13 protein-coding genes are annotated in these 16,218 nt (G+C 67.8%); 9 read left to right on the plus strand and 4 right to left on the minus strand.

Annotation, left to right across the window (positions count from 1 at the left end; genetic code table 11):
- Positions 1–19: 19 nt before the first annotated feature.
- The gene (locus G3N64_RS25795) at positions 20–574 is read right to left on the minus strand and encodes a darcynin family protein (protein ID WP_205786435.1); all 555 of its coding nucleotides are present in this window, start codon (positions 572–574) and stop codon (positions 20–22) included.
- Between the two features lie 22 nt (positions 575–596).
- On the opposite strand from G3N64_RS25795, the gene G3N64_RS25800 reads away from it, so the two are divergent.
- Both G3N64_RS25800 and treA read left to right on the plus strand, forming a co-directional pair.
- Positions 597–1,235 (plus strand): TetR/AcrR family transcriptional regulator, encoded by a 639-nt coding sequence (locus G3N64_RS25800; protein WP_205786436.1) that lies wholly within the window; start codon positions 597–599, stop codon positions 1,233–1,235.
- 136 nt (positions 1,236–1,371) lie between these two features.
- Entirely contained in the window at positions 1,372–3,129 is a 1,758-nt protein-coding gene (gene treA / locus G3N64_RS25805; RefSeq protein WP_205786437.1) for an alpha,alpha-trehalase TreA, read from the plus strand.
- Positions 3,130–3,233: 104 nt separating this feature from the next.
- On the opposite strand, the gene G3N64_RS25810 is transcribed toward treA, so the two are convergent.
- Both G3N64_RS25810 and G3N64_RS25815 read right to left on the minus strand, forming a co-directional pair.
- Complete coding sequence (locus tag G3N64_RS25810) at positions 3,234–4,679, minus strand: carbohydrate porin (RefSeq protein WP_205786445.1); 1,446 nt, start codon at positions 4,677–4,679, stop codon at positions 3,234–3,236.
- A 141-nt stretch (positions 4,680–4,820) separates the two neighbouring features.
- Complete coding sequence (locus tag G3N64_RS25815) at positions 4,821–5,090, minus strand: hypothetical protein (protein WP_205786438.1); 270 nt, start codon at positions 5,088–5,090, stop codon at positions 4,821–4,823.
- Between the two features lie 1,078 nt (positions 5,091–6,168).
- On the opposite strand from G3N64_RS25815, the gene G3N64_RS25820 reads away from it, so the two are divergent.
- Together G3N64_RS25820 and G3N64_RS25825 are read left to right on the plus strand one after the other, a co-directional pair.
- Positions 6,169–6,306 carry a hypothetical protein gene (locus tag G3N64_RS25820; RefSeq protein ID WP_165765561.1) on the plus strand — a complete coding sequence of 46 codons (138 nt, stop codon included), beginning with the start codon at positions 6,169–6,171 and terminating at the stop codon, positions 6,304–6,306.
- A gap of 121 nt (positions 6,307–6,427) precedes the next feature.
- The gene (locus G3N64_RS25825) at positions 6,428–8,074 is read left to right on the plus strand and encodes an Nramp family divalent metal transporter (protein ID WP_205786439.1); all 1,647 of its coding nucleotides are present in this window, start codon (positions 6,428–6,430) and stop codon (positions 8,072–8,074) included.
- 127 nt (positions 8,075–8,201) lie between these two features.
- On the opposite strand, the gene G3N64_RS25830 is transcribed toward G3N64_RS25825, so the two are convergent.
- Entirely contained in the window at positions 8,202–9,107 is a 906-nt protein-coding gene (locus G3N64_RS25830) for a LuxR family transcriptional regulator (protein WP_205786440.1), read from the minus strand.
- Between the two features lie 283 nt (positions 9,108–9,390).
- On the opposite strand from G3N64_RS25830, the gene G3N64_RS25835 reads away from it, so the two are divergent.
- From G3N64_RS25835 to sctD, 5 genes are all read left to right on the plus strand, one after another.
- A complete protein-coding gene (locus tag G3N64_RS25835) occupies positions 9,391–10,239 on the plus strand; it encodes an autoinducer binding domain-containing protein (protein ID WP_205786441.1) in 849 nt (282 codons plus the stop codon).
- Between the two features lie 234 nt (positions 10,240–10,473).
- Positions 10,474–12,681 carry a type III secretion system export apparatus subunit SctV gene (sctV, locus tag G3N64_RS25840; RefSeq protein ID WP_205786442.1) on the plus strand — a complete coding sequence of 736 codons (2,208 nt, stop codon included), beginning with the start codon at positions 10,474–10,476 and terminating at the stop codon, positions 12,679–12,681.
- Positions 12,678–12,956: a type III secretion system export apparatus subunit SctS gene (gene sctS, locus G3N64_RS25845; RefSeq protein WP_006480854.1), complete on the plus strand. Its 279-nt coding sequence runs from the start codon at positions 12,678–12,680 to the stop codon at positions 12,954–12,956. The genes sctV and sctS overlap by 4 nt, the downstream gene beginning before the upstream one ends.
- Positions 12,956–14,995, plus strand: coding sequence for a type III secretion system outer membrane ring subunit SctC (gene sctC / locus G3N64_RS25850; RefSeq protein ID WP_205786443.1), 2,040 nt, complete (start codon positions 12,956–12,958; stop codon positions 14,993–14,995). The genes sctS and sctC overlap by 1 nt, the downstream gene beginning before the upstream one ends.
- Positions 14,976–16,218, plus strand: a 1,243-nt coding sequence (gene sctD, locus G3N64_RS25855; RefSeq protein ID WP_205786444.1) for a type III secretion system inner membrane ring subunit SctD, incomplete at its 3' end; no start/stop codon positions are given. The genes sctC and sctD, both read left to right, overlap by 20 nt.

Below are 16,218 nucleotides of genomic sequence, written 5' to 3' on the forward strand. Positions count from 1 at the left end.
GCGCGCGGTAAAGACGCCATTATGCCCACAATGTGACCGTTGAGTCACGTACGACAACAGTTGTTCCGCATGTTGCAACAGTCGTCCTTGTTGGCGGGCGGTGCAGAAAGAACGACTGCGCAAACGCGGCGCATGCACGGCGTCTGCGTGCCGCATGGACCTCGACGGCAAACAGCGCGACTTCGTCGTCGTTGGACGCAGATGCGTTCTCGACGCCGGGCAGGATCGCGACGATGCCGACGTCGCGATCCCGGAACGGCCGCTCGCGACGCGCGTCGATCGCGAGTTCGCATGTGTGGCGATCCTGCGCGTCCCGGATCCACACGTCGATCATGCGTGCCGAGTAGAACCGGGTGTCGTAGAGGCGCGGCGACACGCGTTCGCCGTGAGTCTTGCGGATCGGCGCGATGTGGTTGCGCAGCAGCCGTAAGCGTTCGGGCGCGGGGAAGCCGAGCCATTCAAGGCGTGTCTTCAAGAGCATGAACACGGTGAGCGGGGGCGCGGTTTGCCGGGGCATGCCGATTCCTTTTTGACAGAGCGGGAGGGCGTTTCTAGAATATGAGCGTTTGCTCATATTCGAAACTCGCATTCCGACCATGTCCGAATCGTCCCCACGAATCCCGCTGTCGCCCCGCAAGGCGCCGCGTCAGCGCCGCTCGGTGGCCACCGTCGACGCGATCGTCGAGGCCGCTGCTCGCATCCTGGAGCGCGACGGCTTCGACGGTTACACGACGAACGCGGTCGCGGCGCTGGCCGGCGTGAGCATCGGTTCGCTCTATCAGTACTTCCCGAATCGCGATGCGCTGACGGCCGCGCTCGTCGAGCGGGAGAGTGCGCATCTGCTCGACGACGTCGACCGGGCTGGCGTACTGTCGTCATGCGACGGCGTACTGCGCGCCCTGGTGCGCGCGGCCGTCGCGCACCAGATGCGCCGTCCCGTGCTCGCGCGGCTGATCGATTTCGAGGAGGCGCGGCTGCCGCTCGGTGCGCGCACCGCACGCGTCGCGGACAGTATCCACGCGACGCTGCTGCATGCGCTCGCGCTGCGCGACGCGCCGCGGGTTGCCGTGCCCGACGTCGTCGCGCACGATCTGCTCGCGATCGTGAAAGGGATCGTCGATGCGGCGGGCGCACGCGGCGAGACCGATGCGGATGCGCTCGACGCGCGTGCGTGGCGGGCGGTACGCGGCTATCTGCGCGAGTCGCGCGAATCACGCGATTCGAAACTTGCTTGATGTGCACGTTTCGTGCGACAGTCGGATCCACTCGCAACACAAAACGACGCGCATCGATCGAGGGCCATCGAGACGAGCGTGCGCGCGAACGAGACCTCGTGCTGATCCACTCACCATCGAAAGGAGGGGACACGTCATGACGTCACGTCGTGCCGCATCGATTGCATTGCGTTTCTCGACCCGCTTCTCAACGCGCTTCTCGCTCTGTCTCTCACCGCCTCTCGCGCCACCCGTGCCGCGTCTTCGCTGGGCCGCGGCACTGGCGGTCGCGTATCTCGCCATTGCCGGCTGCGCCGCGCAGGCCGACAACACGAACCAGGCCGCCGCGCAGGCGGCCAGTCAGTCGGCACCGCCGGCCACGGCCGCGGTTGCCGGCCCGGCGTCGGGCACGCTGCTGCCGCCGCCGAGCCAGCTCTACGGCGACCTGTTCGTCGCGGTGCAGACCGCGCAGATCTATCCCGACCAGAAGACCTTCGTCGACGCGACGCCCGATAGCGATCCCGCGAAGATCGTGCAGTTGTATCAGCAACAGAAATCGCAGCCGGGCTTCTCGCTGAAGGCGTTCGTCGGCCAGCATTTCACGCCGCCCCCGGAAGGCGGCGTGACGCCGCCGCCGAACCAGACGCTGCGCCAGCACATCGACTGGCTGTGGCCGCAGCTCACGCGCACGAGCACGAGCACGACGGTGCCGCCCTACAGTTCGCTGATTCCGCTGCCGAAGCCGTACGTCGTGCCGGGCGGCCGCTTCCGCGAAGGCTACTACTGGGATACCTATTTCACGATGCTCGGGCTGCAGGTGTCGGGCCGCGAGGATCTCGTCGACACCATGCTCGACAACTTCGCGCATCTGATCGACACGATCGGGCACATCCCGAACGGCAACCGCACGTACTACGTGAGCCGCTCGCAGCCGCCGTTCTTCGCCTACATGGTCACGCTTGCCGCGCAGGCCGAAGGCGACAAGGTCTACCAGAAATACCTGCCGGCACTGCGCAAGGAGCATGCGTACTGGATGCAGGGCGAAACCACGACGCCGCGCGGGCAGGCCGCGCGCAATGTGGTTGCGATGCCCGATGGCGCGGCGCTGAACCGCTACTGGGATGCAAGCGATACGCCGCGCGACGAGTCGTATCTCGAGGACGTGACGACCGCGAAGTCGGCGCCGGGGCGTCCGGCGAACGAGGTCTACCGCGACCTGCGCGCAGGTGCCGAAAGCGGCTGGGACTACAGCTCGCGCTGGTTCGGCGACGGCAAGACGCTCGCGACGATCCGCACGACGTCGATCGTGCCGGTCGACCTGAACAGCCTGATGTTCCATCTCGAGACGACGATCGTGAAGGGCTGCGCGGTCACGCGCGACATTGCATGCGTGACCGATTTCTCAGCGCGCGCGGCGCGGCGGGCGGCCGCGATCAACCGCTATCTGTGGAACCGCCGCGGCTACTACGGCGACTACGACTGGCAACTGCGCAAGCCGCGCGACGCCGTGACGGCCGCCGCGCTGTATCCGTTGTTCGCGGGCGTGGCCTGGCCCGAGCGCGCGAAGGCGACCGCGCGCGAGGTGCGCAAGACGCTGCTGCAGCCGGGCGGCCTCGCGACGACCACCGAGAACACGGGGCAGCAGTGGGATGCGCCGAACGGCTGGGCGCCATTGCAGTGGATCGCGATCGACGGGCTGCGGCGCTATGGCGAACCGGCGCTCGCGAAGGACATCGGCACGCGCTTCCTGTCCGACGTGAAGCATGTGTATGCGACCGAAGGCAAGCTCGTCGAGAAGTACGTGGTCGAAGGCGCCGGCACGGGCGGCGGCGGGGGCGGCGAATATCCGCTGCAGGACGGGTTCGGCTGGACCAACGGTGTCACGCTGAAACTGCTGGGGCTGTACGGCGAGTGACGCGCGGCGCGGGCCGCGCGCTTGCGCCGCAAGAGAACGCACGGGCCGGACTGTCGCGCGAGCGGCCGTCCGGCCCGTGTCTGCATCCGGCTTGCTCGAGTGCTTCAGAACGTGATCGTCGTGCGCACGCCGACCACCGTTTCGTCGCCGATGCGCGCGCCGGCCGCGTTCGGGTTCGGGATGCCGCCGCCCGGACGGAAGAAGTGCTGCAGGTCGGCCTGCAGTTGCCACCACGGCGCGACCTGGTACTGGTACGTCGCTTCGACGACCGTTTCCGCGCGGCGCACCGGATAGCCGGGCGTCGTGTAGACGCCGGTGTCGCCGTCGAGGCCGCGCGCATGCGAGCCGATCTTCGCGTAGCCGACCGCGAGGCCCGCGACGTCGTTGTCGCGTCCCTTGAACGGCGCCTTCAGCGTCACGCCTGCGTTGGCGGCGAAATCGACGAGATTGCGATCGCCTGGCGCACCCATCACGCGTGCGAACACGCCGACCGAGCGCGGGCTGTCGGCCGACGGCCGCCACACCATCTGGTCCGCGACCGCATAGAACCCGTAATTGCCGCGATGAGTGGCCGCCATGCCGTTGCTCGCCGGATTTGCGAGCGACAGGCCGTCGGTGCCGTAGCGCGGGTCGTTCGCATGCTGGGACTGATACCAGAAGCCGAGCTTGTACGTGCCCGGCAGGCCGCCCGGCTGCGGCGCCTTCGGATCGGCGGGCGGCGCGTTCAGCGCGTACTGCAGTTCACCGATCACGAATGCGCCGCTGCGCAGGTTGAAGTTCGTGCCGTGCGCGTTCAGCACCTGCGCATCGCCGTCGCTGCGGCCGGCGGGGTTGCCGTCGAACACGCCGACCATCGCGGTCCACGCATCGGCCGGCTTCACGCGCAGCCGCACGCCGAGCGACGACAACGGATACGCGGGGCCGCCGGCCGGCAGGTCGGTCGACGGCAGCACGGGCCAGCCGAACGTGGCGTTCATGAACGTCGCCGCGTTCTGGCTCACCATGAATTCCTGGTCGACGCTCTGCTGCCCGACCTTCACGTCGACCTTGCCGTCGAGCAGCGACTGCTGGTACCAGAGCTCCCACAGGCGCGTGGTCGAATTCGCCTCGATGCCGGTCGCGGTCTGCAGTGTCTGCAGATAGCGCTGCGTGAGGTTGGTGCCGTGAATCTGCAGGGCCGACACGTTGAACGTGCCGCCCGGCAGGCCGACCGCCTTGCCCGTGTCGACATTGAAGCCGAATTGCGTGAGCCCCTGGTAGGCGCCGCCGCGATTCGTGCCGCCCGACGTGTTGTACAGGTACTCGCCGGTTTCCTGCAGGCTCAGCGTGATGCCGTGCTCGTCGAGCACGTCGCGCAGGCCGCCCATGTTGCCGAGCAGGTTCGCGCGCTCCCAGAGTCCGGTGGGGGCGGGCGCGGCAACATCGGCGGCCTGTTGTGCGGGCGCGGCGTCGCTGGCGCCGGCCGCCGGTTCGGCCGCGGCCGGCGACGACGCTTGCGCGAACGCGGGTGCGGCGGCGAGCGACAGCAGCAGCGTGGCGAGCGCATTGATGCGGAACGTGCGCGGGACGGGTTCGAGTTAGTTCTTCATGTGAATTCCGTTGGCAGTTTGATTAGTTAAGCTGAAGAAACGAAAACGTGATGCGGGAAGCGAGGCGAGGGGCGTGCGTCGTCCGCCGCGCGACGAGTGGATTTACGGCAGCCAGCCGCCGATGCGCCACACCTGCGCGAAGCCGAGGCGCGATGCGGCCGAGCACAGCAGCGCGACGAGCGCGACCGCGGCTGCCATCGCGGCGAACAGCAGGCAGTCGAGCGGGCGCGGCGCTGCCGGCACGTGGGCGAGCGCCGTGCCGCGCCAGTTGCTGAACGCGTCGGCGAGCGGCGAGAGGCCGGAAACGCATGAGCGGTCGCATGCGAGATGCACGATGCGCTTGAGTCTGACCGCGAACGATTGAAGAAACATGACGCTGCCTCCGTCCGGTCCGGCTCGGGCCGGACGACGTGATCGAGCGCGGGCGCGTGATGCGGCCTGCGATCGGAGGGTGGAACGTAATGGAGCGTGCAACGGACGAACCGGCGATGGCCGGCGCGGGAGGAAGCGCGCTCACCCGACGAATGCGAGCGAGCGGCGTAAGACATGCGTCTGGCTGCTATCTCGCGGTGGCGTGGCCGGCCTGGACCGGCATCGAACTGCAACTAGAGCATGTGTCCACAGAGGGACTCCTGTGATGAATTGCGGCGGATTGTATGCGCGTCGTTTGCTGCAGCGCAAGTAAAAACGCATGAAAGGCGCCGTGTGCGGCGTGCGCGTCGCCATGGATCGCGGCGGCGCGGCAGCGGCACGCAGCCGGAACGACGAGGCGGCGGCGGGGTGCTCCGCCGTTGTTCACACACATCGGACCGTGACCGTGCCGTGACGCGCTGAAAGGTTCCGGTGCGTGGTTTCAAGGGCAAATCTTTCAGTGCCGCGACGCAGGAAATTTATTTCGGGAAATGGGGTTGGGAGGGGTTGACTTCACTTTCGGGCCGTCCATAGAATCCGCCATCTTCACTCTTGGGGCCGCCGCCTTGGACGCCTGCAGTAGTCGATCTTCGAACGAAATTTCCGCCTGAGCGACCGACGTCCGCGCCTCCCAGAAGCCGCCGTTTGTCCCCCGGGCAAACGGTGCGCGCAGCAGCATTCCGCAGCAAATCCCTACGTGCACCCTGATTCGCGCCGGTTAGCGTGATGCGTTTTCGCATGCGCCGTCCGGTTTCACCGCCGCCTGGCAGGCGGCCGCGTTCGCGCATGCCTTTCCCGGGCGCGCGAATGCCGGCCCGCATGCCTGACGGCGGTCAACCGTGTTCTCCGGAACACCGCACAGGAGCCGCCATGAACGACAGTGACAGTTGTCCCTTATGCCCATTGCACGCACAGACCCTTTTGAACCCGGGTCGCAGGGACCATCCGGCCGACTAGCCTGACACGTCGTTCAGGCCCGGACTGGCCCCGCACCCAATACGCGGCCGGCACGCCTGCCGTCGCCGCACGGAGCCAGACCATGAACTTCGGCCTTCTGCTGTCGAATCTCCCGCACGTCACGGAATCGCGCAACCACTACGACGCGATGCTGACGCTCGACGCCCGTCCGCGGGTGTTCTCCCGCCTGTTGAACCAGCTGAAATCGTTGATCCGCTGAAAGACGCACCGAGCGCGTCTCGGCATGCGCACACGCAGCTGCCCGCGGGCAGGCGCCGCGTGCGCATGCCAAGGTCACACGCTCATCGAATCGAATAACCATTAGCCGTACGGAACATATCATGTCCACGCCATCCAACGTTTCTCCACCGATCGCCGTCGAACGCGGCGCCGTGCTCGACGAAGCCCATCTGGGCGACATCCGCGGCGCGCTCGGGACGATCGCGCATCACGACACCGGCACACGCGGCACGTGGTGGGCGCGCCTGCGCACGCTGCTCGCGATCATCGGCCCGGGCCTCATCGTGATGGTCGGCGACAACGACGCCGGCGCATTCGGCACCTACACGCAGGCCGGGCAGAACTACGGCACGACGCTGCTGTGGACACTGCTGCTGCTCGTGCCGGTGCTGTACGTGAACCAGGAAATGGTGCTGCGCCTCGGCGCGGTCACGGGCGTCGGCCATGCGCGCCTGATCTTCGAGCGCTTCGGCAAGTTCTGGGGCGCGTTCAGCGTGATCGACCTGTTCCTGCTCAATGCGCTCACCATCGTCACCGAGTTCATCGGCATCACGTTCGTGCTGGATTTCTTCGGGCTGCCGAAGGTCGCCGGCGTGTGCGTGGCCGCGGCGCTGACCATGGCCGCGGTGAGTACCGGCGATTTCCGGCGCTTCGAGCGGTTCGCGATCGGGCTGTGCGTGCTGAGCCTGCTGCTCGTGCCGGTGCTCGTGTCGATCCATCCGCCCGTCGCACAGATGTCGCACGATTTCTTCGTGCCGAACTGGCCCGCGCACGCGAAGCTGTCGGACGTGATGCTGCTCGTGATCGGCATCGTCGGCACGACCGTCGCGCCATGGCAGCTGTTCTTCCAGCAGAGCTACGTGATCGACAAGCGCATCACGCCGCGCTTCATGAAGTACGAGAAGGCCGACCTGTGGATCGGCATCGTGTTCGTGCTGATCGGTGCGGTCGCCATGATCGGTTTCAGCGCCGCGCTGTTCCACGGGCATCCGGAAGCCGGCAACTTCAACGACGCGGGCGGCATCATTGCTGGCCTCGAGAAGTATGCCGGCCGCACGAGTGCGACGCTGTTCGCGGTGGCGCTGCTCGACGCGTGCATCATCGGCGCGGCGGCCGTGTCGCTGTCGACGGCCTATGCGATCGGCGACGTGTTCAAGATCCGCCACTCGCTGCACCGCGGCGTGTCCGATGCGAAGGGTTTCTATCTCGTGTATTTCGGCATCGTCGCGGCCGCGGCCACGCTCGTGCTGATTCCGGGCAGCCCGCTCGGCCTGCTGACCGAAGCCGTGCAGACGCTCGCGGGCGTGCTGCTGCCGAGCGCGACGGTGTTCCTGCTGGTGCTGTGCAATGACCGCCAGGTGCTCGGCCCGTGGGTCAACTCGACGAAGCTCAACGTGTTCACCGGCGCGGTGATCTGGGTGCTCGTGCTGCTGTCGATCATCCTCACGGCGTCGGTGATGTATCCGGATATCAGCGGCGACGCGATCGTCGACGTGCTGGTCGGCGGCACCGTGCTCGCAATTTCGGGCTATATCGCGACGGTATTGGTCCGCCGCAACAAGCGCGTGGTCGAGCCGGCCATCGATCGCTCGTTGCGCGACACGTGGCGCATGCCGGCGCTCGACACGCTCGAGCCGCAGAACATGACGCTCGCGACGCGGATCTGGATGGCCGTGCTGCGCGGCTATCTCGTGATCGCGGTGGGTCTCGTGATCGTCAAGGTGGTGCAGATGACGCTGCTGAAGTAACGCAGCACACCTGACAGGAAGCGGCGCCGGACCGGGCGCCGCGCCGCAATCCGCCCATGCCGGCCCGCGAGGCCGGCATGGGCGTTTACGCGTCCGCTTGTGGCACGCCGCACGTGCCGCGCGGCCGTCAGATCAGCTCGAGCTTCGACGTCAGGTACGTGAGCTGGATCCGGTTCGCAACGCCGAAGCGCTTGCGCAGCTTGCGCAGGTGATAGTCGACGTTGTGCGCGCTGGTGTCGAGGCGCCGGCCGATCTCCTTGTCGGACGCGCCTTCGGCGATGCCGAGCAGCAGTTCCTGCTCGAACGGCGTGAGCCCGTTCACCGCGCGTTCGCGCGACGTCGAGATCAGCTGCGGCGATGCGAACTTGTGCACCGACAGCCCGATCGACAGCGCCTGCTCGATCGTCGACGGCGTGATCCATTCGCGCGTGCGGCGCGGTGCGGTGAAGCTCATGAACGCATGCAGCCGCGTGCCGGGCACGGCCATCGAATACATGATGCCGCTGCACATCCCGTCGTCCTGCATCGTCTGCAGGAAGCCGTCGAGTGCGGCCGGCGTGACGTGCGGGCCGTCGTCGCGTTCGCGGTGTTCGCGGCGCAACTGCTGCAGGTCCCATACGATCGGCATGTTGCATACGCGTGCACCGAGCGTGCGCGGATCGATGTCGTGATGGTTGTGCCGCACGTAGTCGCCGCGATAGGTGGCCGGCGTGAATGCTTCGTGCAGATACAGGCTTTCGACCCGCTCGCGCGAGAATTCGAGCGCGAAGTACGCGAACGTCGAGAAGCCCGTCAGATGCAGCAGGCTCGTGACGATCCGGTTGCGCTCGGCCGTGCTCTGCGCATGCGCGAGCGTATCGGCGACGCCGAGCTTCGGCGCGTGCGGCTGCGCGACATCGCCGCGCTTCACGTCGTCGCACCAGACGACCTGCACGGCACGCTCCCGCAGCGCATCCGCGCAGGCGTTCAGCCCGCGCGGCGGGCGGGAAATGGTTGGGGCGACCGCTTCTTCATGCAATGCAATATCGGACATGAGCCATCCCTCGGAATCGACGCGCATCGCCTGGCGGCGGCCGTATCGTGTACGGCAATCGCGGCGGTGCGATCGAGCATCGTTTTGATATGCGCCGATCGTCATCCCTGACGAAACGCGGGGGCATTGTACAAAAAATGCCAGTGTGCGCGTAATATGCCGTAATACCAATGGCGGCGAAAGGTTCATATTCGCACGCATATAACGACGACCAGAAAATCATAAAGAAAAGACCGGATCGTGACGGGGCGCAGTTCACATATTGGGAAAGGGCGGGCTCCTCATGACACATGCTGACGGCGCACCACGCGTCGAATGGTTCTCACAAGGCGATATAACGGCTGCTGCCGCTTATTCGAGCGAATATCAGGCAATCGAGCGCGACGTTTTTACCGGAATTCAAATTACGCCCGGTAAATCCGACCTCGCGCCGATCGATTTCGCGCAATGTCATGCGCGATTGCGGCAAATCGGATTCAGCACGCTCGGTTACGGCGCGTATGAAATGATCGGGCGGCGCATTCTGTGCGCCCACCTGCTGCGCGACCTCGCGCCGGCCACGTTCATGCAGCCGTTCATCGAAGGCATGCTCTACGAGAGCGACCCGCGATTCGCGCAGGTGCGGCAGAGCGGCTTTCCGGTCGCGTGGCGGCTCGACGAGATCGAGGCGGCCGCGCAGGGCAGCGGCGACCGCAAAGTGCTGGCGCTCGCCGGCCATCTGCGTGCGCATGCGATGAACAGCGGCGTGATCTTCGGCCTGTCGGCGCCGCGCCTCGACCTGCGTGTCGCGGTGAACGTGACGTCGGAGACGCACGGCACCGACTGGATCGACGATCGCGTGATCGGCGGCGCGCTGTCGGTCAGCCTCGCCGTGCATCGCGTCGCACTGCCGTTCCTCGAGGCGCGCATCGCGCGCATCCGCGGCTTCGCGCTCGGCGACGAGCAGCAGCAGGTGCTCGACCGGCTCGTGCACGGGCTGTCCGACCAGGAGATCGCGAGCGCGCTGCGCACGTCGCTGCACAAGGTCGGCCACCACATCCGTTCGCTCGAAAAACTCTTCAACGTGCAGAACCGCGCGCAGCTCGCGTACCTCGCCGCACGGCGGATGCCGTCCGACCTGACGTCCGCCTGACGCGCGCGCCGGCGGCCCGGCGCGCGATGGAAGCGGTTCCGGCGGCGCGTGCCAGAACGCGCCGCCGGGTTTCGTAGTCCGATTCGATCGTCGCCCGGAAACGCGCTTTCGCGCTACGAGGCGCCTCCCTTTTTCCATCGATTCCCGTCGCTACACTCGTCCCATTCAACGGTCCGTGCGACATGGGGCAGGGTTGCCCGTGCCAGCCGGCGATAACGACAGGACAACGGCACGATGGCAGAACCGAAGGCGCTCCCCCGCGACTGGCAGCGGTTGTTTTCCGCCGGCCGCGGCGTGTCCGGACGGCGTCTCGGGGGCGCATCGCCGCGCGCCGACCTGTTCCTCGCGACCTTCATCGTCGCGGTCGTCGCGCTGTTCATCCTGCCGCTGCCGCAGGCCGCGCTCGACGGGATGATCTCGCTGAATCTCGCCGCGAGCGTCGTGCTGCTGACAGTGTCGACCTACGTGCCGTCGGCGGTCAGCTTCTCGTCGTTTCCCGCGCTGCTGCTGTTCACGACGCTGTTCCGGCTCGCGCTGAACATCGCGTCGTGCAAGCTGATCCTGCTGCACGCGAACGCGGGCCACGTGATCGACGCGTTCGGGCGGCTCGTGGTCGGCAACAACGTCGTGGTGGGCGGGGTGGTGTTCCTCGTGATCGCCGTCGTGCAATTCATCGTGATCGCGAAGGGCTCGGAGCGGGTGGCCGAGGTCGGCGCGCGCTTCTCGCTCGATGCGATGCCGGGCAAGCAGATGAGCATCGACGCGGACTTGCGCGCGGGCATCATCAGCGCCGACGAAGCGCGCGAACGCCGCGAGAAGCTCGAGCAGGAATCGCAGATGCACGGCGCGATGGACGGCGCGATGAAGTTCGTGAAGGGCGACGCAATCGCAGGCCTCGTGATCGCCTTCATCAACATCGTCGCGGGGATCGCGGTCGGCACGCTGATGCACGGGATGGATATCGGCGAAGCACTGCAACGTTATGCGATCCTGACGGTCGGCGACGGGATGGCGTCGCAGATCCCGTCGCTGCTCGTGTCGATCGCGGCGGGCATCGTGACGACGCGTGTCGCGACGCGCGATGCGCGGCAGCGCCAGCTCGGCGAACAGCTCGGCGAGCAACTGGGCGCGCATCCGCGCGCATTGCTGATCGCAGCGATCGTGCTGAGCGGTTTCCTCGTCGTGCCCGGCTTTCCGAAATGGTCGTTCGCGCTGATCGCGCTCGGCCTTGGCGCATTCGCGTTCTCGCAGCTCAGGCGCAAGACGGCCGCGCCCAGCTTCAACCTGATTCATGTCGCGGGGCGCGTCGGCGCAGCCGACGACGGCCAGCCCGCGAAGGTGTCGCATGCGGCCGGCGTCACGTCGCTGATCGCGGTGTCGCTGTCCGACGACCTGCGCACGAACCTGAACCTGGCCCACCTGCAGGCTGCACTGTCGAGCGCGAAGGCGCGCGTCGACGCGGACATCGGCACGGTGTTCCCGCGCATCACGCTGAACGACGACGAAGGTGCGCCGGCCGGGACGTACCGGATCTACCTGCAGGACGTGCTCGCCGCGCAAGGCGCGCTGAAGCCGGGCTGGCTGCTGTGGGATGGCGTGGCACCGCTGCCCGAGCGCGCGGAGCGCCAGCCGGCCGAAGCGTTCGGCCCGTTCGCGACCGCGCTGTGGATCAAGCCCGACGGTGCCGCGCCCGACGGCAGGTGGCTGTCGAGCGAAAGCGCGCTCGCCGCGCACGTCGAGCAGATCGTGCGCCAGCATGCGGACGAACTGCTCGGCATCCAGGAGACGCAGGCGCTCGTGCATCTGGTGCGCCGCGACCACCCGGAGCTCGTCGGCGAACTGACGCGGCTCGTGCCGCTGCAGCGCGTGACCGAGGTGTTGCGCCGGCTGCTGGCGGAACAGGTGCCGATCCGCAATTTGCGCGTGATCTTCGAGAGCCTGATCACCTGGGCGCCGAACGAACCCGACGACGTGATCGCGCTGGTCGAGCTCGTGCGCGTCGACCTGCGCCGGATGATCACCGACCGCCACGCGGGCACGACGCGCCAGCTGCGGGTGGTGCTGTTCGAGCAGAACCTGCAGGAGCGGATCGAGCGTGCCGTGATGCGCACGAAGCAGGGCAATTTCCTCGCGCTGTCGAGCGCGGTCAAGCAGGACATCGGCGAGCAGGTGCGCGCGATCGTGCAGGCCGCGCAGGCGGCCGGCCCCGGCGGCCACGGCACTGCGCAGGGCGCCGCACGGCTCGCGGTGATGGTCGCGCTCGGCGCGCGCCGCTACGTGAAGACGATCCTGCAGCCGGTGCTGCCTGAACTCGCGGTGCTGTCGTACCAGGAGGTCGAGGAGGACGTGCAGCTGCACACGGTGGGCTGGGTCAAGAACCCGCCGGACGACGGGACGGTCGGCGCGGGCGCCGACGTGCGCGTGCCGGGAGCCGTGCAATGACGAGCTCGACGATCCTCGACCTGACGCGCCAGGCGCTGATGCTCGTGCTGCTGCTGTCGCTGCCGATCGTGCTGATCGCCACCGTCACCGGCCTCGTCGTCGCGATCCTGCAGGCCGTCACGCAGGTGCAGGACGCCAATATCGGCATCGCGGTGCGGCTGATCGCCGTGATGGTCGCACTCGTGCTGCTGTCGGGCTGGCTCGGCGGCGAAGTGCTGCGCTTCGCGCAGCAGGCGCTGGAACGCATGTTCGTTTCTTCCACAGGAGTCCTTTGATGCGTCGACGCGTCGCCTCGATCCGGTTTCAACCGCGCAGCCTGCAACGGGCCGCGCTTGCCGTGTGCGCGACCGCGCTGCTCGCGGCATCGCTGTGCATGGCGCCCGCGCAGCCTGCGCGCGCCGCGGACCTGCGCTGGCGCAACAAGCCGTTCACGATCGTCGCGAACGGCAAGAAGATCGGCGACTTCATCCGCGAGCTCGCGTCGTCGCAGGGCGTGACGGCGGTGGTCGACCCGAAGGTCGACGGCGTGATCAGCGGCCGCTTCTCCGGCACGCCGCAGCAGACGCTCGATACGATCTGCTCGACCTACGGGCTCACGTGGTACTACGACGGCTCGTTCCTGTACGTCGATCCGGCCGATCAATCGCAGACGCAGATGATCCCGATCCCGCCGAATGCGGCCGGCGAAATCGGCCGCGCGCTGCAGGCGATGCAGATTCCCGACAAGCGCTACACGCTGGTGATCAACGATCGCGCGAACAGCGTGTACGTGGCCGGCCCGCGCCGCTACGTCGAGCTCGTGCGGCAGGCGGTGGGCTCGGTCGGCGATCCGTCGGCGAACGGCGCGCACGCGGACATCCGCGCGTTCCGGCTCAAGTACGGCTGGGCGTCGGATTTCACGATCAACCGCTCGGGCAAGGAAGTGACGGTGCCCGGCGTGGCGACGATCCTGCGCCGGCTGTTCGGCAAGGGCGGCGGCACGAGCGCGGCGCCGTCGAGCACGCCGCTCGGGCAGGCTGCGCGCCAGGTGAAGCTCGGCTCGGGGCTGACGATCGCGGTGCCGCGTCTCGATTTCCCCGATATCGGCGGCGGCCAGCGTGCGGGCGGCTATTCCGGCGACGGCAGCGACGGCGGCGGACTCTCGCCGTTCACGAGTGCCGGCGGCGGCGACACGCTGCCGCAGATCGTCGCCGACCCGGCGATCAACGCGGTGATCGTGCGCGACCTGCCGGAGAACATGTACCGCTACCAGTCGCTGATCAACCAGCTCGACGAGCGGCCGCGCATCGTCGAGATCAACGTGACGATCATCGACATCAACGAGGATTCGCTCGACAGCCTCGGGATCGACTGGCGCCTGCACACGACGCACGGCGACGTGCAGATCGGCAATGGCCAGAACCCGCTGAACGGCAACACGCAGTACAACGGCGCGGGCAATCCGCCGCTGACGTTCGGGATCGGCGCGTCGGAAACCGGACAGACGGGCACCTTCATGCCGACCGGCATCGCGCTGACCGCGTCGATCGGCGGGTCGCTGCGCAACTACCTGCTCACGCGCGTGAACGCGCTCGCGCAGAAGGGGCAGGCGCAGCTGCGATCGAAGCCGAAGGTGCTCGCGCTCGACAACACCGAGGCGATCCTCGAGAACCTCACCCAGTTCTACGTGCAGGTGCAGGGCTACCAGGATTCGTCGCTGTACAGCGTGACGACCGGCACGAGCATCAAGGTGACGCCGATGATCGTCGACGAGGCGATCCGCAACGCGGCCGCGGTGTCGGGCAACCCGCAGAGCGTGATGATGTCGATCGACATCCAGGACGGCAACATCGTGCCGGGTCAGGCCGTGTCGAACGTGCCGGTGATCCAGCAGCGCAACATCGTCACCAAGACGATGATCGACGAAGGCAAGAGCCTGCTGATCGCGGGCTTCAACGACGACGAAGTGCGGCTGAACAAGAGCGGCGTGCCCTGGCTGTCGGACATTCCGCTGATCGGCAACCTGTTCAAGTACACCGACAAGTCGGGCAACCACATGGAGCGGTTCTACCTGCTGACGCCGCGCGTGGTGACGACCGCGTCGATGTATGCGCCCGACGGCTCGCCGGTGAACCCGGGCACCGACGGGCCAGCCAATCCGGAAGGGATGTCGATGTACCGCCCGCCGGACAACGACGTCGCGGTGCCGCTGACGCCGAAGCCGCTGCCCGGCACGAAGTTCGGGCCGCCCGCGCTGCCGCCGCCGAACGATGCGGCGTCGCAGCCGGCGGCGACGACCGCAGGAGCCACCACGCATGTCGACGACCATCATTGATCCTCACGGCGACGGCGCATTGCCTGGCGGCGCGGGAAGCGGCGCGGCCGCGCTCGCGTCGCCGTGGAACCTGTGCTTCCTGAGCGGGCCGATGTACGGCCGCACGATGTCGCTCGCGCGCGGCGCGAACTGGGTCGGCACCGCGGCCGACTGCGAAGTGATCCTGCCCGATCGCGAGATCGGCGCGAAACAGGTGTGCCTGCAGGTCGGTGCGCTCGCGGTGACCGTGCAGAACCACGGCGGCGACGCCGGCGCGCCGGTGCTGTTCAACGACGAGCCGCTCGGCGCCGGCCGCCGCTCGCTGACGCCGAACGACGTCGTGACGGTCGGCTCGATCCGGCTCGGCATCGCGCGGCACGCGCAGGCGAGCGTCGCGCTGCCGGATGATGCCGGCACGCCGGATACCGCGCGCGAGGCCGCATGGCTCGGCTGGCTCGCGGGCGGGCTGCGCCGCCTCGGCAGCCGGCGGCTCGTGATCGCGCTGGTCGCGCTATGGCTCGGCGTGCTGCTGGGCGCGCTCGGCTACGGCTTCGTCACATGGTCGGGGCGCCTGCCGTGGCAGCACGAATCGGTGCTCGCGCGCACGCACCGGCTGCAGCAACTGCTGCACGCGTATCCGGAGCTGGCCGTCGCGCCGCGCGACGACGGCGTGATCGTGTCGGGCTACGTGAGCGATCCGGCGGCGCGCGAACGGGTTGCGCAGATCGTCGCGGGCGTCGACAACGCGGCGCTCGGCAACATTTACGTGGTCAGCGACCTGGTCGCGACCGCGCAGACCTATTTCAGCGACACGGCGCTGACGGTCGCGTATCTCGGCCGCGGCCGGATCGAGGTGACCGGTGCGGCCGCACGCGCGCAGATCGAGCCGCGTATCCGCAACTACATGAAGGATGCGCGTCCGGCGCTCGAAGTGGTCGATCACGTGCGCGACGCCGATTCGGCCGCGCCGCGCACCGCGACGACGCTCGGCGGGATGGCCGGGATTCCGGAGATCACGACCGTGTTCGCCGGGGATGGCGACCAGCGTTACATCGAGACGGCCGACGGCAGCCGCTATTTCGAAGGCGCGCGGCTGAAGGAGGGCGCGACGGTCGTGTCGATCGGCCCGGACGAAGTCGTGTTCGAGCGCAACGGCCAGCGCATCACGATGCCGCTCGGCGGCCCGTCGGCGAGTGCGCCCGAGCAGGCGCCGGCGCCGCCCGTGGCGCCGCTCGCGAGCGGCG

The organism is Burkholderia sp. Ac-20344 (assembly GCF_017104975.1).
GTDB lineage: Bacteria > Pseudomonadota > Gammaproteobacteria > Burkholderiales > Burkholderiaceae > Burkholderia.

Bases quoted from the DNA above. Each gene is read 5' to 3' on its own strand.
- G3N64_RS25795 (WP_205786435.1), bottom strand. From the start codon at position 574: ATGAGCAAACGCTCATATTCTAGAAACGCCCTCCCGCTCTGTCAAAAA.
- G3N64_RS25800 (WP_205786436.1), top strand. From the start codon at position 597: ATGTCCGAATCGTCCCCACGAATCCCGCTGTCGCCCCGCAAGGCGCCG.
- treA (WP_205786437.1), top strand. From the start codon at position 1,372: ATGACGTCACGTCGTGCCGCATCGATTGCATTGCGTTTCTCGACCCGC.
- G3N64_RS25815 (WP_205786438.1), bottom strand. From the start codon at position 5,090: ATGTTTCTTCAATCGTTCGCGGTCAGACTCAAGCGCATCGTGCATCTC.
- G3N64_RS25820 (WP_165765561.1), top strand. From the start codon at position 6,169: ATGAACTTCGGCCTTCTGCTGTCGAATCTCCCGCACGTCACGGAATCG.
- G3N64_RS25825 (WP_205786439.1), top strand. From the start codon at position 6,428: ATGTCCACGCCATCCAACGTTTCTCCACCGATCGCCGTCGAACGCGGC.
- G3N64_RS25830 (WP_205786440.1), bottom strand. From the start codon at position 9,107: ATGTCCGATATTGCATTGCATGAAGAAGCGGTCGCCCCAACCATTTCC.
- G3N64_RS25835 (WP_205786441.1), top strand. From the start codon at position 9,391: ATGACACATGCTGACGGCGCACCACGCGTCGAATGGTTCTCACAAGGC.
- sctV (WP_205786442.1), top strand. From the start codon at position 10,474: ATGGCAGAACCGAAGGCGCTCCCCCGCGACTGGCAGCGGTTGTTTTCC.
- sctS (WP_006480854.1), top strand. From the start codon at position 12,678: ATGACGAGCTCGACGATCCTCGACCTGACGCGCCAGGCGCTGATGCTC.
- sctC (WP_205786443.1), top strand. From the start codon at position 12,956: ATGCGTCGACGCGTCGCCTCGATCCGGTTTCAACCGCGCAGCCTGCAA.